Source organism: Sporosarcina sp. HYO08, assembly GCF_001563475.1.
Taxonomy (GTDB): domain Bacteria; phylum Bacillota; class Bacilli; order Bacillales_A; family Planococcaceae; genus Sporosarcina.
This window is the reverse complement of the sequence record NZ_LPUT01000012.1, coordinates 184,549-202,148: the sequence shown is the minus strand read 5'-3', so window position 1 is coordinate 202,148 and position 17,600 is coordinate 184,549. Positions and strand designations below refer to the sequence as shown.

Below are 17,600 nucleotides of genomic sequence, written 5' to 3'. Positions count from 1 at the left end.
CTCTCCTTTGCATTCATCATCAGTAAACCGTATAACTCTGCCCCGTTTGTGCACCTAACACACTTTTTCTAAAAGCAAGAGCCGCATCTTTCGCCGGAACCGCTTTAAAACCTTCAAAGGATGGACCATATTTTTCCAATGATTCTTCCAGTACATTCGGGCTTACGCTATTAATCCGAATCCCTCTCGGCAGTTCGATTGCAGCTGATGAGACAAAGGCACGGACACCTCCATTTGCCATGGCGGATGATGCCCCATTAACGATCGGATCATCCATTAAAATGCCGGTTATCAATGTGATACTGCCGTTGTCACGGATGTATGGCAAACCAAGCAGCACAAGATTGATTTGACCTAACAGTTTACTTTCTACTGCAATACGGTTTAATTCAGGAGTCATTTTCTCGACCGGTCCGAAATGGGCGGCTCCTGCCGTGCAGACGATCGCGTCTATTTCACCCACTTCTTCAAACATTTGCTGAATGCTTTCCGGTGATGTGATGTCCACTTTTATATCTGCGTGAGTTCTGCTTGCCTGTATAATCTCGCCAATATCTTTCAGTTCTTCAACAACTGCTGAACCTAGTGTACCTTTCGCTCCAATTACTAAAATTTTCATGATGTACCTCCAACCTGTTTTAGGAAACCGTTATCGCTTGTTTCACCGCAATTCTCTCTTGCTCAAATTGAACATAAATTCGTTCACGCGCTTCTACAATACCCGGCTGAAACTCGATCAGGGCATTTGCCCTCGTTTTTCTTACATCATCCAAAGCACATTTCACTAACATTTCAGTCTTCTTTGAGGCTCCATTCGTATTGAATGCAACCGTGAGGCCCGCTACTTTCCCTTGTGCCATTGCCACTTTAGCACTTTCAACACCCGTTATATTCCCTGCTACATAAAGTCCCGGCACAGCCGTTTCCATTCGTTCACTATGTAGAGGTATATGTCCCCCGAGTTCTTCTACATATTTGAATGAGCATCCGGCAATTGACGCAAGCTCTGACATCGGCGCTAATCCGCCGGCGATGCAGACAAAATCTGCTTCTGTCACTTGTTCGGTGCCCTGAATTCTTTTACCATCTGGTGTAACAGCCACTGTTCGAACGCCAGTCGCCTGTCCTTCCCCAATAATTTCAATGGCAGCTTTCTTAACCCGGATCGGTATACCCAAGACCCGAATGCCATTTTTTGGGAAAAACTGAGCAGCAACTTTCGGACTTACAAACTTCCCAAATTTTCCTGCTTGACGCAAAAATGCATTTGGCGCCAAATGGGTCAGCCTCATTAAGGATGCCATCACTTTTTCAGGCACGCCCGCATCTTTTGCGACCGGTCCCGTTTCAGGAATAATAATTTCCTTTACTTTTACGCCGCATAACATCAATTCATTTGCGATCGCTATAGAAAGTACATTGGCACCGATAATCACGCACGAATTACCAGGTTTGACACGATGGACATTTCCCATAACTTGCGCCGCTCCAATTGAAATTGCACCCGGAAGCGTCCAGCCCGGAAGCGGAATAGCCGTTTCTGATGCACCCGTGGCCAGTAAAAGATTTTTGGCTTTTATCATTCCCACAGATGTGTAGACGCTCCATCCAAAGTCTGTCCGACTGATATCTGAGACAGATACTTCACACTGGATGTTCACTCCTTCGAGACGCGCTTTCTGATGCAACTTCTCACCCATTTCAATGCCGTTCCACCATTCTCCGCTTGGCTCCTGATGCAATTGCCCGAGAAGGCGCCCCCCTACTTTCGGAAATTCATCAAGTACTTTTACTTTCAGTCCTTGTTCAGCTGCTGCGATTGCCGCACTTAACCCTGCGGGACCCGCTCCCACGACAAGTAAATCGATCATTTTGTTTGACCTCCTTTCACAAAAGCAGTGAGTGAATGGATTTCGATGCCTTCTGAAACCGGTGTCAAACAAGCACGTACTACTTTCCGATCTCCCACCTGCACACGGCACTCAAAACAATGGCCGATATTGCAGTAGATGCCGCGTCCTTCTCCGCTCATTTCATGCTTCCTGAGTGTTTTCACTCCTTGAGCCATTAAGGCTGAGGCAATGGTGTCCCCTTCGTAAGCTTCATAGGGTTGGCCGTTGAAGCGGATCGTTATACGATTCTGTTCTGGAAGTTTTCCGAGTACCGGATGATTAACGACTCTCATTGTCATGTTGCATACCTCCTAAGACCCCGAAAGTTAATGGACGAGCAGGTGGACGATAGCTCAATTGAATTTCGTCTGCAATCGGTTCTTGATTAATCCCTGCAACAATTGTATCGATCATATGACGGCATGTTCTTCCGCCGCAATACCCCATCCCCGCTCTTGTACGAAGCTTTACTTCTCTGGAAGAGCAGCTATATTCCCGGACAGTGTCACTGATCGTTTGAAACGATATTTCTTCACATCTGCAGACAATTGTTTTTTCATCGCTCATTGCGAAAACCTCCTAAATAAAGCCGTGATAAGGTCTTTGTGCCGTAGCCATATGAGCCCATCGGATCATCGTGATAAAATCATAAACCGGAAGTCCGACTGCCCGTTGGATATCCGCTGCGTAAGGCGGAAGATCGCTGCATTCAAGCAGAATGGCCCTGATATTCGGGTTGTCGCGCACGAGTTCTTTCGCCGCATTCACAGCCTCTTCGCGAACGACATCGTTGTCAAAGCTTCCTCTGCTTTCGATAATTGCAGAGAATTCCGGCAATCTTCCCAAGTCTTTAACGACAACATAATCTGGATTTTCTATCCCACAGCTTTTATATAAGGAAGGTGTAATACCATTGCTGTCTGCTGTCAGCATACCTACAAGCTGATCAGATTTTAATCCTGTTTTAATCCAAGGAAGCTGTACAACACTCGATAGAAAAACGGGAATATCGACTGCATTAGCAACTTGCTCTTGGAAGTTTCCAAAGAAGCCGCATGCACCAACAATGACGCGAGCTCCTTCCGCTTCAAATTGTTTTGCCGCCCGGATGACATCATCCACAAGCGTCGGATCTCCCGCGTGAATTCTTTCTTGGTTACAGTTCGGTACGACTTTCAAGACGACTGGAAAATCATATGTAGATAAATTTGCCACATTACCAGGCAAAATTGGATACCAGCAATCATCCAAGTGCAAAATCCCGACAGAAAAACCCGATATATACTGTCCCTTTTTCATGTGTACTTTCGATTTGTATCCTTTGTCAAGAAAGCCATATTCTCTTTGACATGTTGTCATTGTTGTCATCGCTCATCCCTACCTTTAAATTGGTTTTATATAAAGAGGGAGGGACTGTCCTAAAAAGAAGAGCCAGGCACTTCTAGAACAGCCCCCCATGATCAGTTATACAAGACTTACTTCGTAGCCAAGCTCGGAAAGTGTCTTTTTCATTTTCTCCTTTAATTCATCTGATGCCGGAACGAGCGGTGCACGAACTGTTCCACCTTTCAATCCGATTAAATCTAGACCAGCCTTAACCGGACCTGGGCTTGGCTCAACTTCAACATAGTCGTAAAGCGGAAGAAGTTTTTGGTTAAGAGCGATTGCCGCATCAATATCCTTTTCTTTTGTAAATAGATCATAAAGCGCCACAATTTCTTTTGGAATCAAGTTCGGAATAATTCCTGTTGCGCCATCTCCACCAACAGCCAATGTTGGCAAAATAAGGTGCTCGTATCCAGTAAGGACAGCGAAATCTTCCTGATCTTTTGTCAGGCCAATGACTTTACATGTATGCTCTTGATCTGTTGTATTTTTGACGCCTACGATGCCATCAATTTTACTTAACTTAGCAATTAGCTCCGGTGACAGCTCGACATTTGTCGCACCTGGATAATGGTAAATAACAATGCCAATGCCAGACTGTTCAGCAACCGTTTTAAAATAATCAATAATGCCTTCCTCACTCGTCTGCATGTAGTAAGGTGTGATGACAAGCGCGCAATCCGCTCCAATTTCCGCTGCATATTTCGTTAGTTCAAGCGTTTCGTCCGTTCGATGCGCACTCGTTCCGGCCATGATTGGAACACGCCCGCCTGAAAAATCAACCGCCGCTTTTAAAACTGCTTTGCGTTCCTCCATAGACATAAGTGAATATTCACCTGTACTTCCGCCGGCTAGCAAGCAGTGAACGCCGCCTTCAATTAAGTATTCGATGAGTCCGCGATATGCTTCAAAATCCACTTTTCCTTGCTCATCGAATGGTGTTGGCATTGCTGGGATCATTCCAGTTGGTTTATACATTTTTCATTCCTCCAATATTTGTCAGTAGTTTAATAGTTTTTCATTAACTAGATACTCGCTCCAATTGTTTGTAGCGTGAGAAATTCAATCGATCTATGTTAAAATCTGTTTCTTCTCCTGAAATTAGCTGTGTAATCATTCTTCCTGTAATCGGCGCCATACTGATGCCGTCTCCTTCATGCCCGCCGGCAATATAAAAGCCCGGCACTTCTTCAACTTCGGAGACGATCGGCAAATGATCCGGCACCCATGGTCGTATTCCCGCATAGGCTCGAATACAGCTAATATCTTTTAAAATTGGCAAGAAGCGGATGGCTCGTTCAGCAATTCCTCGGATGACATCGTTTTCAGAACTAATGTCATATCCTTTAAATGCACGATGACCGCCAAGTAAAAAGTTATCCGCTTCCGTCGGTTCAATCGTAAACGCAATATTATTCTCTTCAACGAGTTTGCTAACGTTGCGTTTGTATTTAATATCTTCAAACTTCGAGAGCATATAGCCGAATTCATGCACTTTTTGACTAACGACTGGCTTTGTTTTTTCTGAGATGAGCACCATCCCTTTACGGGGCTGAATAGGTATATCAATGCCAACCATTTGACCAAGTTTAGCTGCCCAAACTCCGGCACAGTTTACAACCCGATTTGTATGGAGCGTTGTTCTATCAGTAATGACGGATTGTACGCGCCCGTCCGGACCTTTTGTAACCCCTTTTACCTCGTGATGCGTAAAGAGCTTCAAACCATATTTCTTAGCTTCTTCCACAAAAGCGAAGCAAACTAAGTAGGGGTTCATCGTCGAATCGACTTCTGTCCAAATTCCGCCTTTCAAATCTTTAGCTAAATAAGGTTCAATTTCAAGCAGTTCTTTCTGATCGACCATCTTCATGTCATATCCGTCAGCTCTTTGTTCCGCTACGTAACCGCTTGCAATTTCCAATTCTTGCTCTGTTTCACAAACGTACAAACTTCCTCTTGTGGAAAACTCAAAGTCAAATGAGAATTCTTTTGCTAATTCTTTATAGAGTTGAATACTTTTAAAACCAATTTCTGTGTCAATCCCCGGCTTCTTATCACAAATGAGCGCGACGGCATCACAGCGGCTAGATGTCCCGTGGGCAATGTCGCCTTTTTCAACTAGCGCAACGCTGTAGCCCGCCTTGGACAAATGATAAGAAACACTGCAGCCAATAATGCCGGCGCCGACCACAACAACATCAAAGCTATTCATGCTGCCGCCTCCTTACGCTTTCAAGTGAACTCATCCTTTGTACCAGCCGGACGGTTGTACTTCGAGGGCGATATTAATCTGTTTCGTCAATAAATACTGTTCAAATCCGTATGTGCCCAAATCCGCGCCGATCCCGCTTTGTTTATAGCCGCTCCAAGGTGCTTCGTTAAATGTCGGATGGTAAGCATTGATCCATGTAATCCCTGCTCGCAGGTTACGAATGACCCGCTGTGCTTTCGCCCCATCGTTTGTAAATACGGCAGCGGCAAGGCCAAAATCAGTACCGTTCGCTAATTCAATGGCTTCCTCTTCCGTTTCAAATACTTGAATGACAAGTACAGGTCCAAAAATTTCTTCTTGTACAATACGCATATCCGGCGTCGTATTCGTCAAGATTGTCGGCTCTACATAGTTCCCATTGGCAAGATCGCCATCTACTATGCGATTCCCTCCGCATAGCAGCCATGCCCCTTCATCCAGTCCAATTTTCACATAGTTCAGGACATTTTCCATATGCGACTGCGAGATGAGCGGTCCCATTTCTGTGTCTTCTTCCCAGCCCGGTCCCACTTTAATTTTTTTAGCGCGTGCGACAAGCTCCGGAACAAATTTGTCATAGATGCTTTTTTCTAGTAAGAGACGCGAACCTGCTGAACAAACTTGACCTTGTCCTGCAAAAATACCAAGCAGTGCATAATCGATAGCGGTTTCAAAATCTGCATCTGCAAAAACAATATTAGGAGATTTGCCGCCTAACTCTAGACCGACCTTTTTAACGGTATTCGCAGCATCTTTCATAATTTGCTTTCCTGTATCTGTACCGCCAGTGAAGGAAATTTTGTCGACATCAGGATGATTTACTAATACATCTCCAATGACCGAACCAGAACCGAGTACTAGGTTAACGACACCCGCTGGAAATCCGACTTCATCTAAAATCTCAAACAGCCGAATGAGCGTAAGCGGTGTTTGTGATGCAGGTTTAATCACAACTGTGCATCCTGCCGCCAAAGCTGCTGACATCTTTTGTGCTGCCATGACAAGTGGATAATTCCACGGAACAATTTGTGCTACAACCCCAACTGGTTCGCGGACAACCATTGCTTGAATTTCATCCGGCACTTCGTACGTTTGTCCATGCGGCTTCGTCGCAAGTCCTGCATAGTATTGAAATTGGTTGATCGCATCGTCTACATCCTGAAGCGAGTCCGCATACACTTTTCCGTTATTCAACGTTTCGAGCATGGCAAACTCTTCTTTGCGCTCGCTCAACTTTTCAGCTACCTTTAACAGAAGATCTGCCCTTGTTCGCGCATACACGTTTTTCCAACCATTTTTATAAAAGGCATTTTTTGCTGCCTCAACCGCCAAGTCAGCCTCTTCGGCAACTGCCTCTGTCACTGTTGCGATGACTTCCTGATTTGCAGGATTTAAGATCTCTCGCGTTTGATTGGAGCTGCTCGTTACCCATTTTCCATTTATATACATTTGTTGAACTGCTGTTTGATCTCGCAACACCCGTTCAAATTGATTGACTACAACCGTCACATTCATCGCCCCTTTTCTCTAGCTGAATTTTAAAATACGGTATATGTTTTCAATACCAACTCGCACTTTCAGTATAATTAGATAATTGAGATTAGTAAAACGAATGTTTATAATGATATGTATTAATAGTTTTCATGTAAGGAGAGTGGGAATTAAGTTGACGATTCAGCGCTATGAAATTTTTAATAAGGTTGTTCAATTGCAAAACATTACAAATGCCGGCAACGAACTAAATCTCACACAATCCGCAGTAAGTCATGCGATTAAAAGTCTTGAAGAGGAGTTAGGATTACATTTATTAATACGCAATCGATCGGGGATTCGACTGACTAGTGAAGGAGAAATCATACATAAGCACACACTTGCCGTTATGCATTCGCACCACCTTCTCCTGCAAGAAGCTTCTGCACTAAACGAATTGGAGAATGGGATCATTAGAATTGGTACTTTTGCAAGTGTCACAACCCATTGGCTGCCAATGATTCTCAAGGAGTTTAAGCGTAAATATCCCCAGATCACCGTTGAAATTTATGATAACGACTATGAGAACTTGGAAGCCGCCGTTCAATCAGGAGAATTGGATTGTTGCTTTACCATTGCCTCTTCGAAAAAGTGCATCGATTTTCACCCGTTACATAAAGATAAATTATTTTGCATTGTATCCAATGAAAGCGAATTACGAATGCAGCAAAAGATGCGTTTAGAGCAACTAGAAATGTACCCGCTGATCAAACCCAAAAAAGGATGGGATCATGAAACGGCTACTTTTTTTAGCGAGCATAATATTAATCCCATCGTGAAATATGAAGTGTCAGACGATCAATCGATCATTGCGTTAGTACAAGCAAATTTGGGCATTAATATCCGTCCCGAACTTGTATTAAAAGGTGCACCTGATGGTATTACAGCGCTTGAATTCGAAAAAGAGGCGTGCCGTATTATCGGACTCGGCATGACCAAGCAAACATCCCATGCAACAAAAAACTTCGCAGCGATCGTGAAGAAATTATTTAAAACGATTTAAAAAAAGCATCAAAAAAACCACCTCTTGGGTGGTTTTTTGATTTTATGAAATAACGCCTAGCTCTTTTCCAACTTTTTCATAAATCGCGAGTGCCTCATCAAGCATTTCTTTTGTATGGGCTGCTGTTGGCATGTTGCGAACACGTCCCGTGCCTTGTGGAACTGTCGGGAAGACGATGGATTTCGCGTAAACACCTTCTTCAGCAAGCCGTTTTGAAAATTGCTGTGTCAGTTTTTCTTCACCAATAATACAAGGTGTAATCGGCGTTTCAGATCTGCCGATATCAAAGCCTAACTTTTTTAGGCCTTCTTTTAAATAATTACCGTTTTCCCACAGTTTGTCATGTAATTCTGTGGATGACGAAATTTTATCTAAAGCGCCCATAATCGCCGCTACGTCGCCTGCTGGCAATGATGTGGAGAATAAAAATGGACGAGAACGCACTTTTAGCCAATCGATTAGCTCTTGCGTACCGGCTACATAACCGCCAACCACACCAATCGCTTTAGAAAGTGTACCGATTTGGAAATCAATTTCCTTTTCTAGTCCGAAATGTTTTACAGTTCCTTTTCCTAAACCTGTTACACCAGATCCGTGTGCGTCATCAACGTACGTAATTAAATCGTATTCTTTCGCAATCTCCACGACTTCTGGAAGGTTTGCGATATTACCGTCCATCGAAAATACGCCATCTGTAATGTACATGACTTTTTCGTATAAGCCAGATTCTGTTGCTTCTTTCGCTTTCGCACGTAAATCATCCATATCTTGATGCTTTACGCGAATAATTTTCGCACCTGAGAGACGGCATCCATCGATAATTGATGCGTGGTTTAATTCGTCAGAAAGAATCGCATCTTTTTTATTCATCACAGCGGAAATAGCTGCCATATTACAGTTAAAGCCTGATTGATAAGCGATTGCTGCTTCTGTCCCTTTAAATTCAGCCAGCTTTTTTTCAAGCTTAATGTGAATATCGAGTGTCCCATTAATTGTACGTACCGCACCGGCACCGACGCCGTATTTTTTCGTCGCTTCGATCGCTAGCTGTTTCAAGTCCTCATCTGTTGCAAGACCAAGATAGTTATTAGATGATAAGTTGATCAAGTCTTTTCCTTGAATTTTAATGACCGGGCCATTTGGACCTTCTACTGTATCGATTTCGTTATAAAGTCCATGCTCGCGAAGCCCAGCTAAATTTGTTTCTAAAAAGTTTTGGAGTACTTTCGACAAAATAATCTTTCCTTTCAAACAGATGATGCTTTCATTTTAACACATCACCAACGTACTCCAATAATTTTTGAGATTTCGTTTCAAATGCAGGTTGCATAATAGCCGTATCCATTGTTGCTTTCATACTATTTTCAGATTGAGCATACGCCTGCATATAACCGGTCGCATCGAGAATTGCTTCTGAATATATTTCTTGAATCCCAATAATCTTTTCTTCTGCTTCTTCATTTTCCTCGCACATATGAACAAGGTCGAGAATTTCATCCCCTGGACGTTCCGGATCATAAGCATGCGGTTTTGTTGCGTCAAATATACAAATCGACAACTCTGGAATTTGCACGAGATCAACGCCCGCAGGATCTAACCCGCACCAACCGTACAAGACATCAAAGCCTCGTTTTTCCGCCTCGGCGCCAACTGCTTTCATCAGCGTCGATTTCCCTGTTCCTGGAAGTCCTTTAATTAACATTCTACGCTCTACAGGCTTCGTAATAGACGGTATGAAATCTTGCGCTCCACTGGAGGTTAAGGAGCCGATCAGTCTATGAGAAACTGTTGCTTCTTTATTCAAATGGATGTTTCCGAAAAGTTCTTCTTTTAACGACTGAATAAGTGTTTCATGCTGCGGCCACATCATTCTGGCAATATTAACCTGTTCCCAATCATCGTGAATTTTTTTTGCCTTGCGCAATGATTGCAATGCCTTTTTCAATGACACTTCCGCCGTTTCCAAATTTTCTACAATTACCCCGTTGAGCTCGCGCAATTTCCTTTCATCGTATACATCGTAATAGCTAATCACTTTATGTCTACCGCCGATGTCCGCTGGCTCGAGCGCTATGGGATGAGATGCTTGAATGATAAAAACATTGGCATCCTTAACAAAAATCGCGTCTATTTTGTCAGGCTGGACAGGGTTCATAAATCGATCAATGTGAAATCCGCGTTTAACAAACTGCATAGCCGCTTCATTTAAAACCGCAGACAAAGAATGTGTTGGCGGGCATTTAAGAAAAACTGTCTCCGAAGCTGCAGCAATGAGTTTGTCGTATTTATGCGAAATGCCGAGACCTGTATAAGCTGTCCCCATGTATTCTGTTATCGTTCCAAACATGCGACCATCCTTTCTTAACATATCATTAGCCTATGTTTGAACGATAAAAAAAAGCACGGCTTGGACACCATGCTTTGAAATGAAATACGATCTCTAAAATAATAGTCTTTCGTTTTCCTCTCCGATTAGCTTAAGTAAAATTTTTCGGCATTGCGGCAATGTGTAGTGAACGATTTGCCCTAAAAACAAGGCGATCAGCACCGTACCGACTCCGATCGGCCCCCCGAAGATCCAACCGACAAATGCCACGGTTATTTCCAATATCGTTCGAATTTTTTTGACGCTCGCACCCGTTTTTTTAACGAATAAAAGCATCAAACTGTCGCGCGGGCCGGCGCCAATATTTGGACAGACATAAATACCGACACCATACCCTTGAACCGCAATTCCTGCTATAAAAATAAGTGCTTGACCCCAAAGTGTCGTAATATCCGGAATAAGCCAATTAAATAGATCGATAAACATTCCGATCAGCAGCATATTGATCCATGTGCCTATTTTCGGCCATTCCCTTGTCGCTATTGCCGTTCCAACGATAATGGTCAAGCCCGTTAGGATAGACCATGTGCCGATGGTTAACCCAAAGTTCCGAAATAAGCCGACGTGCAGAACATCCCAGGGACCGATCCCAAGCCGCTGCCCTTTAATCGTCATCGAAATACCTAAAGAAAGGATCATCATCCCTACTAAGTAAAATGACCATCTCCATACTATTGTTTTTCTCATTTTTCCATCTCTCCAACCTAAAAAGACATTCGCACCCCGCGCGAATGTCGAATTTCAACATCTATCTATTGTAGCATATATCAATGCATTCCATTGTTACTCTTTCATCAACGGAACAAAAACAGCGTCAGCCGCTTTTGCAAGGGCGGTTGGCGATAACTTCATCTGGAGCCCCAGCTTGCCCGCGCTAACAATCATGTCTTCCAATTTTTCCGCAGATTGATCAATAAAAGTCGGGTATTTCCTTTTCATACCGATAGCGGAACAGCCACCCCGAACATATCCAGTCTCTTTTGTTAAATCTTTAAGCGGCAACATTTCAAGCTTTTTAACCCCCGCTGCCTGTGCAGCTTTTTTCAAATCTAACTCTGCGGCAACTGGTATTAAAAAAACAAATAATTCTTTAGCATATGCCATGGCGACAAGTGTTTTAAAAACGGTTTCTTTTAACTGCCCTGTTTTCTCCGCAACGGATACACCGTCAAGCAATTCATCATCAATGTCATAAGCGATCAGCTCATAGGCAATTCCTTCACTGTCCAGCATCCTGACCGCATTCGTCTTCACCTGCTTTTTTTGTTTGCCCAACCAGATCTCCCCTTTAAAGACAAAGAGCCTGGCACCATTGAACACTAAATCTAGTATCGAGACCAGAATATGATGCTACATTTTGAAAGTGTATCGTGGTGCCAGGCACTTCTTGGATCGTCATGCAAATTATTTATCAAACAGCTTTTTTAATGCATCTGCCATTGCTGTATTGGCCGGCTCTTCTTGCTTTTTCATATATTTCTGAACGTCACGTTTATCCGCTTTTTTCCCGCCGGATTTGGCTCTTCTTTTTTCAAAAGCAGAAAATTTTTCACGGTGTCCGCATTTGCAGACAAAGATTCGGCCTTCACCTTCTCCTCGAAGTTCCAATTTCTTTTTACAAACCGGACATCTCGCATTTGTCAGTGTTGAGACTGTGCGGCGGTGGCCACATTCACGGTCTTGACAGACGAGCATCTTGCCGCGTTTACCGTTCACTTCTAATAGTAACTTACCGCAGTCTGGACAGGATTTACCTGTCACATTATCATGCTTGAATTTTTTATCGTCTGTTTTGATTTCATGAACTGTCTGTTTCGAAAAGGCAATCATATCTTTTATGAAGATCGGTTTTTTCAACTGACCTTTGGCGATTTTCGTTAGTTTTTGTTCCCATTCAGCCGTTAAAGCCGGTGATTTTAAATCTTCCGGAACAAGTTCTAGAAGCTGTCTTCCTTTTGAAGTTGTATAAATATCGTTTCCTTTTTTCTCAATGACAAATGTGCTAAAAAGTCTTTCGATGACATCTGCTCTTGTCGCGACAGTTCCAAGTCCCCCTGTTTCACCAAGTGTCTTGATCAAATCTTTCGACTCCCCTTGCATGAACTGCACAGGGTTTTCCATCGCAGCGAGCAACGTTCCTTCATTAAATCGGGCGGGCGGTTTCGTCTCGCCATCCGTCATAACGATTGCACGAATGGCCACGTCGTCTCCTTTTTTGAACGCTGGCAACGCATCCGTGTCTCCTTCTTCCTCATCAGTGGAATAAACCTTCTTCCAGCCCTCATCCGTAATCGTCCGGCCTTTCGCCTTAAAGGATTCATCGTTCACAGCAATCTCTGCCGTTACTTGGTCATAACGGAATGGCCCAAAGAAAACAGCAAGAAATCGTTTGACAATTAAATCGTATAGACGCTTTTCTTTATCAGAAAGATTTTGAAGAATTGGCGTTTCTTCCGTCGGTATGATGGCGTGGTGATCCGATACACGTTTGTCATCAACGACACCCTTTTGTGGCTTAATCGCCCCGCTGCGAAGTAATTGTTGAACCGATTTTCGGTAGGAACCGATGTCCACTGCCTGGATCCGGTCTTTTAATGTGCCGACCATGTCCGACGTCAGATGCTTGGAGTCTGTCCTTGGATAAGTGACTGCCTTATGCCGTTCGTAAAGATTTTGTAACGTAGACAATGTTTCTTTTGCGGACCAAGACCAGCGACGATGGGCCTCTTTTTGCAATTCGGTTAAATCGAATAATGGTGGCGCCGGTTGCGACTTAGGTGTCGTTTTTACTTCGACGATCTTACCCGTTTTACTAGAATCCAGTCGGTCGAGCACTTTTTCAACGGCTCCCTTGTCAAATGACTGTGTTTGCCCCGCTTGACTATGCCAAGTAAAGCGAGCAGATTCCGTAATCGCCTGTAACCCATAAAATGATTTCGGTTTGAAATCGCGGATTTGTTTTTCACGTTCGGCAACCATTGCTAATGTCGGTGTTTGAACTCTGCCGGTGGACAATTGGGCATTGTATTTTACAGTCAAGGCACGAGTGGCATTAATACCGACAACCCAGTCCGCTTCTGCGCGGGCAACTGCGGCTTCGTATAAATTTTCATAAGCGCGGCCATCTTTCAAATTGTTGAAACCGTCTTTGATCGCCTTATCCGTAACAGATGAGATCCATAATCGCTTAATGGGCTTACGGCATTTCGTCTGTTCCAAAATCCAACGTGCGACGAGCTCTCCTTCTCTACCTGCATCTGTCGCGATAATGACTTCTTTGACATCATTTCGCTTTAGCTGCGCTTTTACTGCATTGAATTGTTTCATCGTTTGTCGAATAGGCACAAGCTTAAAAGGATCTGGAATGATCGGCAACTGTTCGAGTTTCCACTCCTTGTATTCATTGCCATAGCCTTCTGGATCGGCATGTGTCACAAGGTGACCAAGCGCCCATGTGACGATATATGTTGAGCCTTCTAGAAATCCATTTCCTTTTTTATGACATCCGAGCACCCGCGCAATATCGCGAGCCACGGAAGGCTTTTCTGCCAAAACAACTGATTTGGACATAAAAAAATCCCCTCTCTTCTGCTTCAATTATATAGGAGAGTGCCTTTTGATGCCTATCATAATGATTCAAAAAAAACAACCGCACTCGTTCTAGTCCCCATTGAAAAGAATAATTCCCTATTTCCGCTCATACGTTGAAGGGATAGGCTTTTCATCGGGCCAAAGAAAGGGTGATTCCAATAAACAGCCAAAAAAAGAAAACGATCGCTATTTATATTTCCCGTTCGGAGGGAAAAGGCACATATCCCGCAAGAAGAGCGGCAATGATTGCTCATACATTACGAGAAGAAGCGCGAATTATTTATTTATGCGGGGAAAATTCTCCACCAGCTCCCGAGGGTTTTAAAACTGTCAATTTAAAGGGAAGCTCCTCCTTAGTACAAGCAATTTCGATGATTAAACCCGATCTTCTCATCCGAGATAGTGGATCTACTACTACTGAAGAAGTGGAAAAGATTCATAAAATCGTTCCTTCTATCATCCATTTTGACGATTTTGGAGAAGGCGGAAAAACTGCCGATCTAGTTTTTCAAACATTGTATGCCGAAACAAGCGAGCCAGTTCCCGATCATTATGTCGTTGGAAAAGAAAGCTTTATGGCAGATGAAAGTACAAACGCTTTAAGAAACCTAGGCCTTCGAAAAAACCGTTCGGATGCACTGCCTCATCTCGTCATATCGTTTGGGGAAGAAGACGAAGGTAACTTGTCCTATCGGGCGCTTCGTCACATGATCCAGCTACAAATTCCATTGAAAGTAACGGTTTTAGTCGGCGAACGTTATCAACATGACGTTAGCGAGCTACGCATGATGGCACTTGGCAGAAGAAATACACATATTCAACAGCAACCTTATGACTTTGCGGGCATGATGGCAACCGCGGATGTCGTTCTGTGCGCTTCCGGCTATATGCCCTACGAAGTCGCCGTTATGGGGATCCCTTGCATTGTCCTTGCCCAAAATGATTTCGAACTCGGACTCGCTTTTCCGAAAGAACAGCATGGCTTTATCCATCTTGGGCTTGGTCGAAAAGTCAAACAATCAAGTCTTCTAAACGCTGTGATGGAACCGCTTCTGCATGAACCGCTTCGAAAAAAAGCGATCGCAAGACAAACGGCTTTAGGACTTGGAGACGGCAAAGACGCAGTCTGTGAAGCTATCCGTTATTATTTAGAATATCCAAAACGAGAGAGTGGGAAACCTTCCGGCAAGGCAACTTCTGATATGGTACACTAAAGGAAAAAGTAAGGTGTTGCTGAATGGATAAACGACAGATTGAAAATGCCATTGCAGAGCTAAAGCTTGATTATATCAATCTCCAAGGAGATATTGAGAAACTCGAATCTACAGGTAATGCTGGCTTTGTGAAAAAAGCGGAAAAGCGCCTTGCGGCAATGGAAGAAAGACTCGCTGAATTAAACGAGCAACTAAATGAATGAACAAAAAAGTTGGATCAGCCTGCTGGCGAATCCAACTTTTTTCATGCGGTCACATATTCCTGAACAGCACCGTCTTCCATCATTAATTCTTTTAAATATTTTCTTGCGCGGAAAAGTCTTGACTTAACAGTTCCAATCGAAACTTTCATCAAGTCGGCGATTTCAATTAATGAATATTGGTGGACGTAAAAGTACTCAATCGTTTTACGATAAATACCATCCAATTGCTCAATTTTTTGCTGCACAAGTGATTGCACATCATTTTGTTCAAGCTGTTCGACCGGTGTCATATCCTTACATGGAACCAAATCTAACAGTGGTACGTCTAATGTATCAGGTTGTTTCATGACATGTTGACTTCTTCGAACATCCTTGCGGTAGCGATCCCGAAATGTATTCATACAAATCGTCGTCATCCAAGCTTTCAAATTTTCAACACCTGTAATTTTACCGCTATAGCGAATCACCTTTACCCATACATCTTGCATGAGGTCTTCTGCTTCTTCTTTATTGCGTGTTAATTTTAAACATAAATGATATATGTAACGACCGTATTGTTCGTATAAGTTTTCCAAATTCGTGTTCATCCGATAACGCCTCCGTAATTGCTATTGACCTCATTATCGGCTACTCATTAATTTTAAACTATCGGATTCCCTTTCAATTTTCTTACAAACGTGTAAGGAAATGATAACAAGCTCATGTGTGCTTATTCTTCTTCCTTTATTGTGATCGTCATACGGCCGATTCGACTGCGATCCATTTCATTAATTTCAAAACGGAGTTTGTCATACGTAAACCTTTCCCCCGGCTCCGGAACATGTCCAAGCTCCTGCAAGACGAACCCACCAAGTGTTTCATTGTCAGTTGGCAACTCAACGCCTAGTAATTCCATTGCATCTACAATTTCAAATCGACCGTGACAAATAAGCATATCGTCTGTTTTTTCATAGACAAGCACTTCTTCATCAATATCTGTTTCGTCTTCAATATCTTGACCAATCATTTCTTCAATAATATCTTCATGTGTCACAATGCCCAAAGTTCCACCGTACTCATCCAATACAATTGCCATATGCTTTTTCTTTGCAAGCATCATTTTAAAGACTTTCTCGATGCTTGCGGATTGTACGACATATAAAGGATTGCGGTCAATCATTTCACTAAGCTTTCGACTAGGATTCATCGACCATTCGATCAGCATTTTAGAATAAAACATCCCAACAATTTTGTCGATACTTTCTTCGTACACAGGATAGCGGGTATAAAAATATTCCAAGATCGTATCACGTACTTCTTCATACGTCGCTTCCATTGGCAATCCGATAATATCCGTTCGATGCGTTTCCAGCACATCCGAAACATCCTTTTCCGGAAAATCCAAAATTCCCTTCAGACGTACGGACTCCTCCTCTTCAACCGTCCCTTCCGTTGAGGCAATGTCAACCATCGAACGCAAATCATCTTTTGTCAGCGTAGCTTCCTTCACGGCGCCTTTGGAAATGATCCGGATAAATACATTTGTAAACGTAGCAAGGATGATTGTAATCGGTGTTAAAACTTTGACGTACAGCTCAATGACCGGTGCAACAGTGTATGCAACGCGATCCGCAAATGTTGCAGAGATTGTTTTTGGCAATACTTCGCCAAAGATAATAATGATGATCGTTAAAACACCCGTCCATAATCCAACACTTAGGCCTTGGTCAATTGCAATCATTGTCACAATCGTTGGCATCATAATGTTTGCGACATTGTTACCGATTAATATGGCTGTAATCATACGATCCGGCTTTGAAATCAGCTGCATCAGTCTGATCGCCTTGCGATCGCCTTGATCGGCGCGAAATTGAGTTTTCATCCGATTGACAGCAGTTAGCGCCGTTTCACTTCCCGATAAGAAAAATGACAAAAATAAGAAAAATACAAGTGCAATAAACAAAAGCAATTCCTCCTGGCTAGGATACTTCCTTAAAATGTAAAGCATCCACCTGTTAAACCGATTTTAGAACTTTCAAATAGCATACCATATCCTGGATTCTAAATTACAAATACTATACCCAAACAATGTGAAAATGCACCTCCATCTGGCATCCGTATTTTTCACGCTAATCTGCTATACTGTTTTCATGACACTTTTGAAA

General features: G+C 43.1%; 18 protein-coding genes. 3 read left to right on the top strand and 15 right to left on the bottom strand.

Annotation, left to right across the window (positions count from 1 at the left end; genetic code table 11):
* Positions 1–19: 19 nt before the first annotated feature.
* The 8 genes from AU377_RS05455 to AU377_RS05420 form a co-directional block, all read right to left on the bottom strand.
* On the bottom strand, positions 20–619 hold the full coding sequence (locus AU377_RS05455; protein WP_067405319.1) for a short chain dehydrogenase: 600 nt from the start codon (positions 617–619) through the stop codon (positions 20–22).
* A gap of 19 nt (positions 620–638) precedes the next feature.
* Entirely contained in the window at positions 639–1,871 is a 1,233-nt protein-coding gene (locus AU377_RS05450; protein ID WP_067405316.1) for an NAD(P)/FAD-dependent oxidoreductase, read from the bottom strand.
* Positions 1,868–2,191, bottom strand: a complete 324-nt coding sequence (locus AU377_RS05445; RefSeq protein ID WP_067405313.1) for a (2Fe-2S)-binding protein — start codon at positions 2,189–2,191, stop codon at positions 1,868–1,870. The genes AU377_RS05450 and AU377_RS05445 overlap by 4 nt, the downstream gene beginning before the upstream one ends.
* Positions 2,172–2,459 (bottom strand): (2Fe-2S)-binding protein, encoded by a 288-nt coding sequence (locus AU377_RS05440; protein ID WP_067405311.1) that lies wholly within the window; start codon positions 2,457–2,459, stop codon positions 2,172–2,174. Before AU377_RS05440 ends, AU377_RS05445 begins: the two co-directional genes overlap by 20 nt.
* Before the next feature lie 12 nt (positions 2,460–2,471).
* Positions 2,472–3,260: an aspartate/glutamate racemase family protein gene (locus AU377_RS05435; protein ID WP_067405308.1), complete on the bottom strand. Its 789-nt coding sequence runs from the start codon at positions 3,258–3,260 to the stop codon at positions 2,472–2,474.
* Positions 3,261–3,356: 96 nt separating this feature from the next.
* Positions 3,357–4,256 carry a 4-hydroxy-tetrahydrodipicolinate synthase gene (gene dapA, locus AU377_RS05430; protein ID WP_067405304.1) on the bottom strand — a complete coding sequence of 300 codons (900 nt, stop codon included), beginning with the start codon at positions 4,254–4,256 and terminating at the stop codon, positions 3,357–3,359.
* 43 nt (positions 4,257–4,299) lie between these two features.
* The gene (locus AU377_RS05425) at positions 4,300–5,490 is read right to left on the bottom strand and encodes an FAD-binding oxidoreductase (protein WP_067405301.1); all 1,191 of its coding nucleotides are present in this window, start codon (positions 5,488–5,490) and stop codon (positions 4,300–4,302) included.
* Between the two features lie 30 nt (positions 5,491–5,520).
* Positions 5,521–7,044: an aldehyde dehydrogenase family protein gene (locus AU377_RS05420; protein WP_082731930.1), complete on the bottom strand. Its 1,524-nt coding sequence runs from the start codon at positions 7,042–7,044 to the stop codon at positions 5,521–5,523.
* Between the two features lie 139 nt (positions 7,045–7,183).
* Here AU377_RS05420 and AU377_RS05415 point away from each other — a divergent pair, with 139 nt between their 5' ends.
* Positions 7,184–8,062 (top strand): LysR family transcriptional regulator, encoded by an 879-nt coding sequence (locus tag AU377_RS05415; RefSeq protein ID WP_253724392.1) that lies wholly within the window; start codon positions 7,184–7,186, stop codon positions 8,060–8,062.
* Between the two features lie 42 nt (positions 8,063–8,104).
* Here the strand turns inward: AU377_RS05415 and AU377_RS05410 are convergent, their stop codons facing one another.
* From AU377_RS05410 to AU377_RS05390, 5 genes are all read right to left on the bottom strand, one after another.
* Positions 8,105–9,295, bottom strand: coding sequence for a glycine C-acetyltransferase (locus AU377_RS05410; RefSeq protein ID WP_067405295.1), 1,191 nt, complete (start codon positions 9,293–9,295; stop codon positions 8,105–8,107).
* A gap of 31 nt (positions 9,296–9,326) precedes the next feature.
* The gene (locus AU377_RS05405) at positions 9,327–10,409 is read right to left on the bottom strand and encodes a hypothetical protein (RefSeq protein WP_067405293.1); all 1,083 of its coding nucleotides are present in this window, start codon (positions 10,407–10,409) and stop codon (positions 9,327–9,329) included.
* 93 nt (positions 10,410–10,502) lie between these two features.
* On the bottom strand, positions 10,503–11,135 hold the full coding sequence (locus tag AU377_RS05400; RefSeq protein ID WP_067405290.1) for a YitT family protein: 633 nt from the start codon (positions 11,133–11,135) through the stop codon (positions 10,503–10,505).
* 96 nt (positions 11,136–11,231) lie between these two features.
* Positions 11,232–11,723, bottom strand: a complete 492-nt coding sequence (gene ybaK, locus AU377_RS05395; RefSeq protein WP_256381695.1) for a Cys-tRNA(Pro) deacylase — start codon at positions 11,721–11,723, stop codon at positions 11,232–11,234.
* Between the two features lie 129 nt (positions 11,724–11,852).
* Positions 11,853–14,018 carry a DNA topoisomerase III gene (locus AU377_RS05390; protein WP_067405287.1) on the bottom strand — a complete coding sequence of 722 codons (2,166 nt, stop codon included), beginning with the start codon at positions 14,016–14,018 and terminating at the stop codon, positions 11,853–11,855.
* Positions 14,019–14,281: 263 nt separating this feature from the next.
* Here AU377_RS05390 and AU377_RS05385 point away from each other — a divergent pair, with 263 nt between their 5' ends.
* Both AU377_RS05385 and AU377_RS05380 read left to right on the top strand, forming a co-directional pair.
* On the top strand, positions 14,282–15,253 hold the full coding sequence (locus AU377_RS05385; RefSeq protein WP_156450387.1) for a hypothetical protein: 972 nt from the start codon (positions 14,282–14,284) through the stop codon (positions 15,251–15,253).
* 23 nt (positions 15,254–15,276) lie between these two features.
* Positions 15,277–15,456 (top strand): SE1832 family protein, encoded by a 180-nt coding sequence (locus AU377_RS05380; protein WP_067405282.1) that lies wholly within the window; start codon positions 15,277–15,279, stop codon positions 15,454–15,456.
* 41 nt (positions 15,457–15,497) lie between these two features.
* Here AU377_RS05380 and AU377_RS05375 read toward each other — a convergent pair whose 3' ends face one another.
* Both AU377_RS05375 and AU377_RS05370 read right to left on the bottom strand, forming a co-directional pair.
* Entirely contained in the window at positions 15,498–16,043 is a 546-nt protein-coding gene (locus AU377_RS05375; protein ID WP_067405279.1) for an RNA polymerase sigma factor, read from the bottom strand.
* A gap of 122 nt (positions 16,044–16,165) precedes the next feature.
* Positions 16,166–17,398 (bottom strand): hemolysin family protein, encoded by a 1,233-nt coding sequence (locus AU377_RS05370; RefSeq protein ID WP_067405275.1) that lies wholly within the window; start codon positions 17,396–17,398, stop codon positions 16,166–16,168.
* Positions 17,399–17,600: the final 202 nt, after the last annotated feature.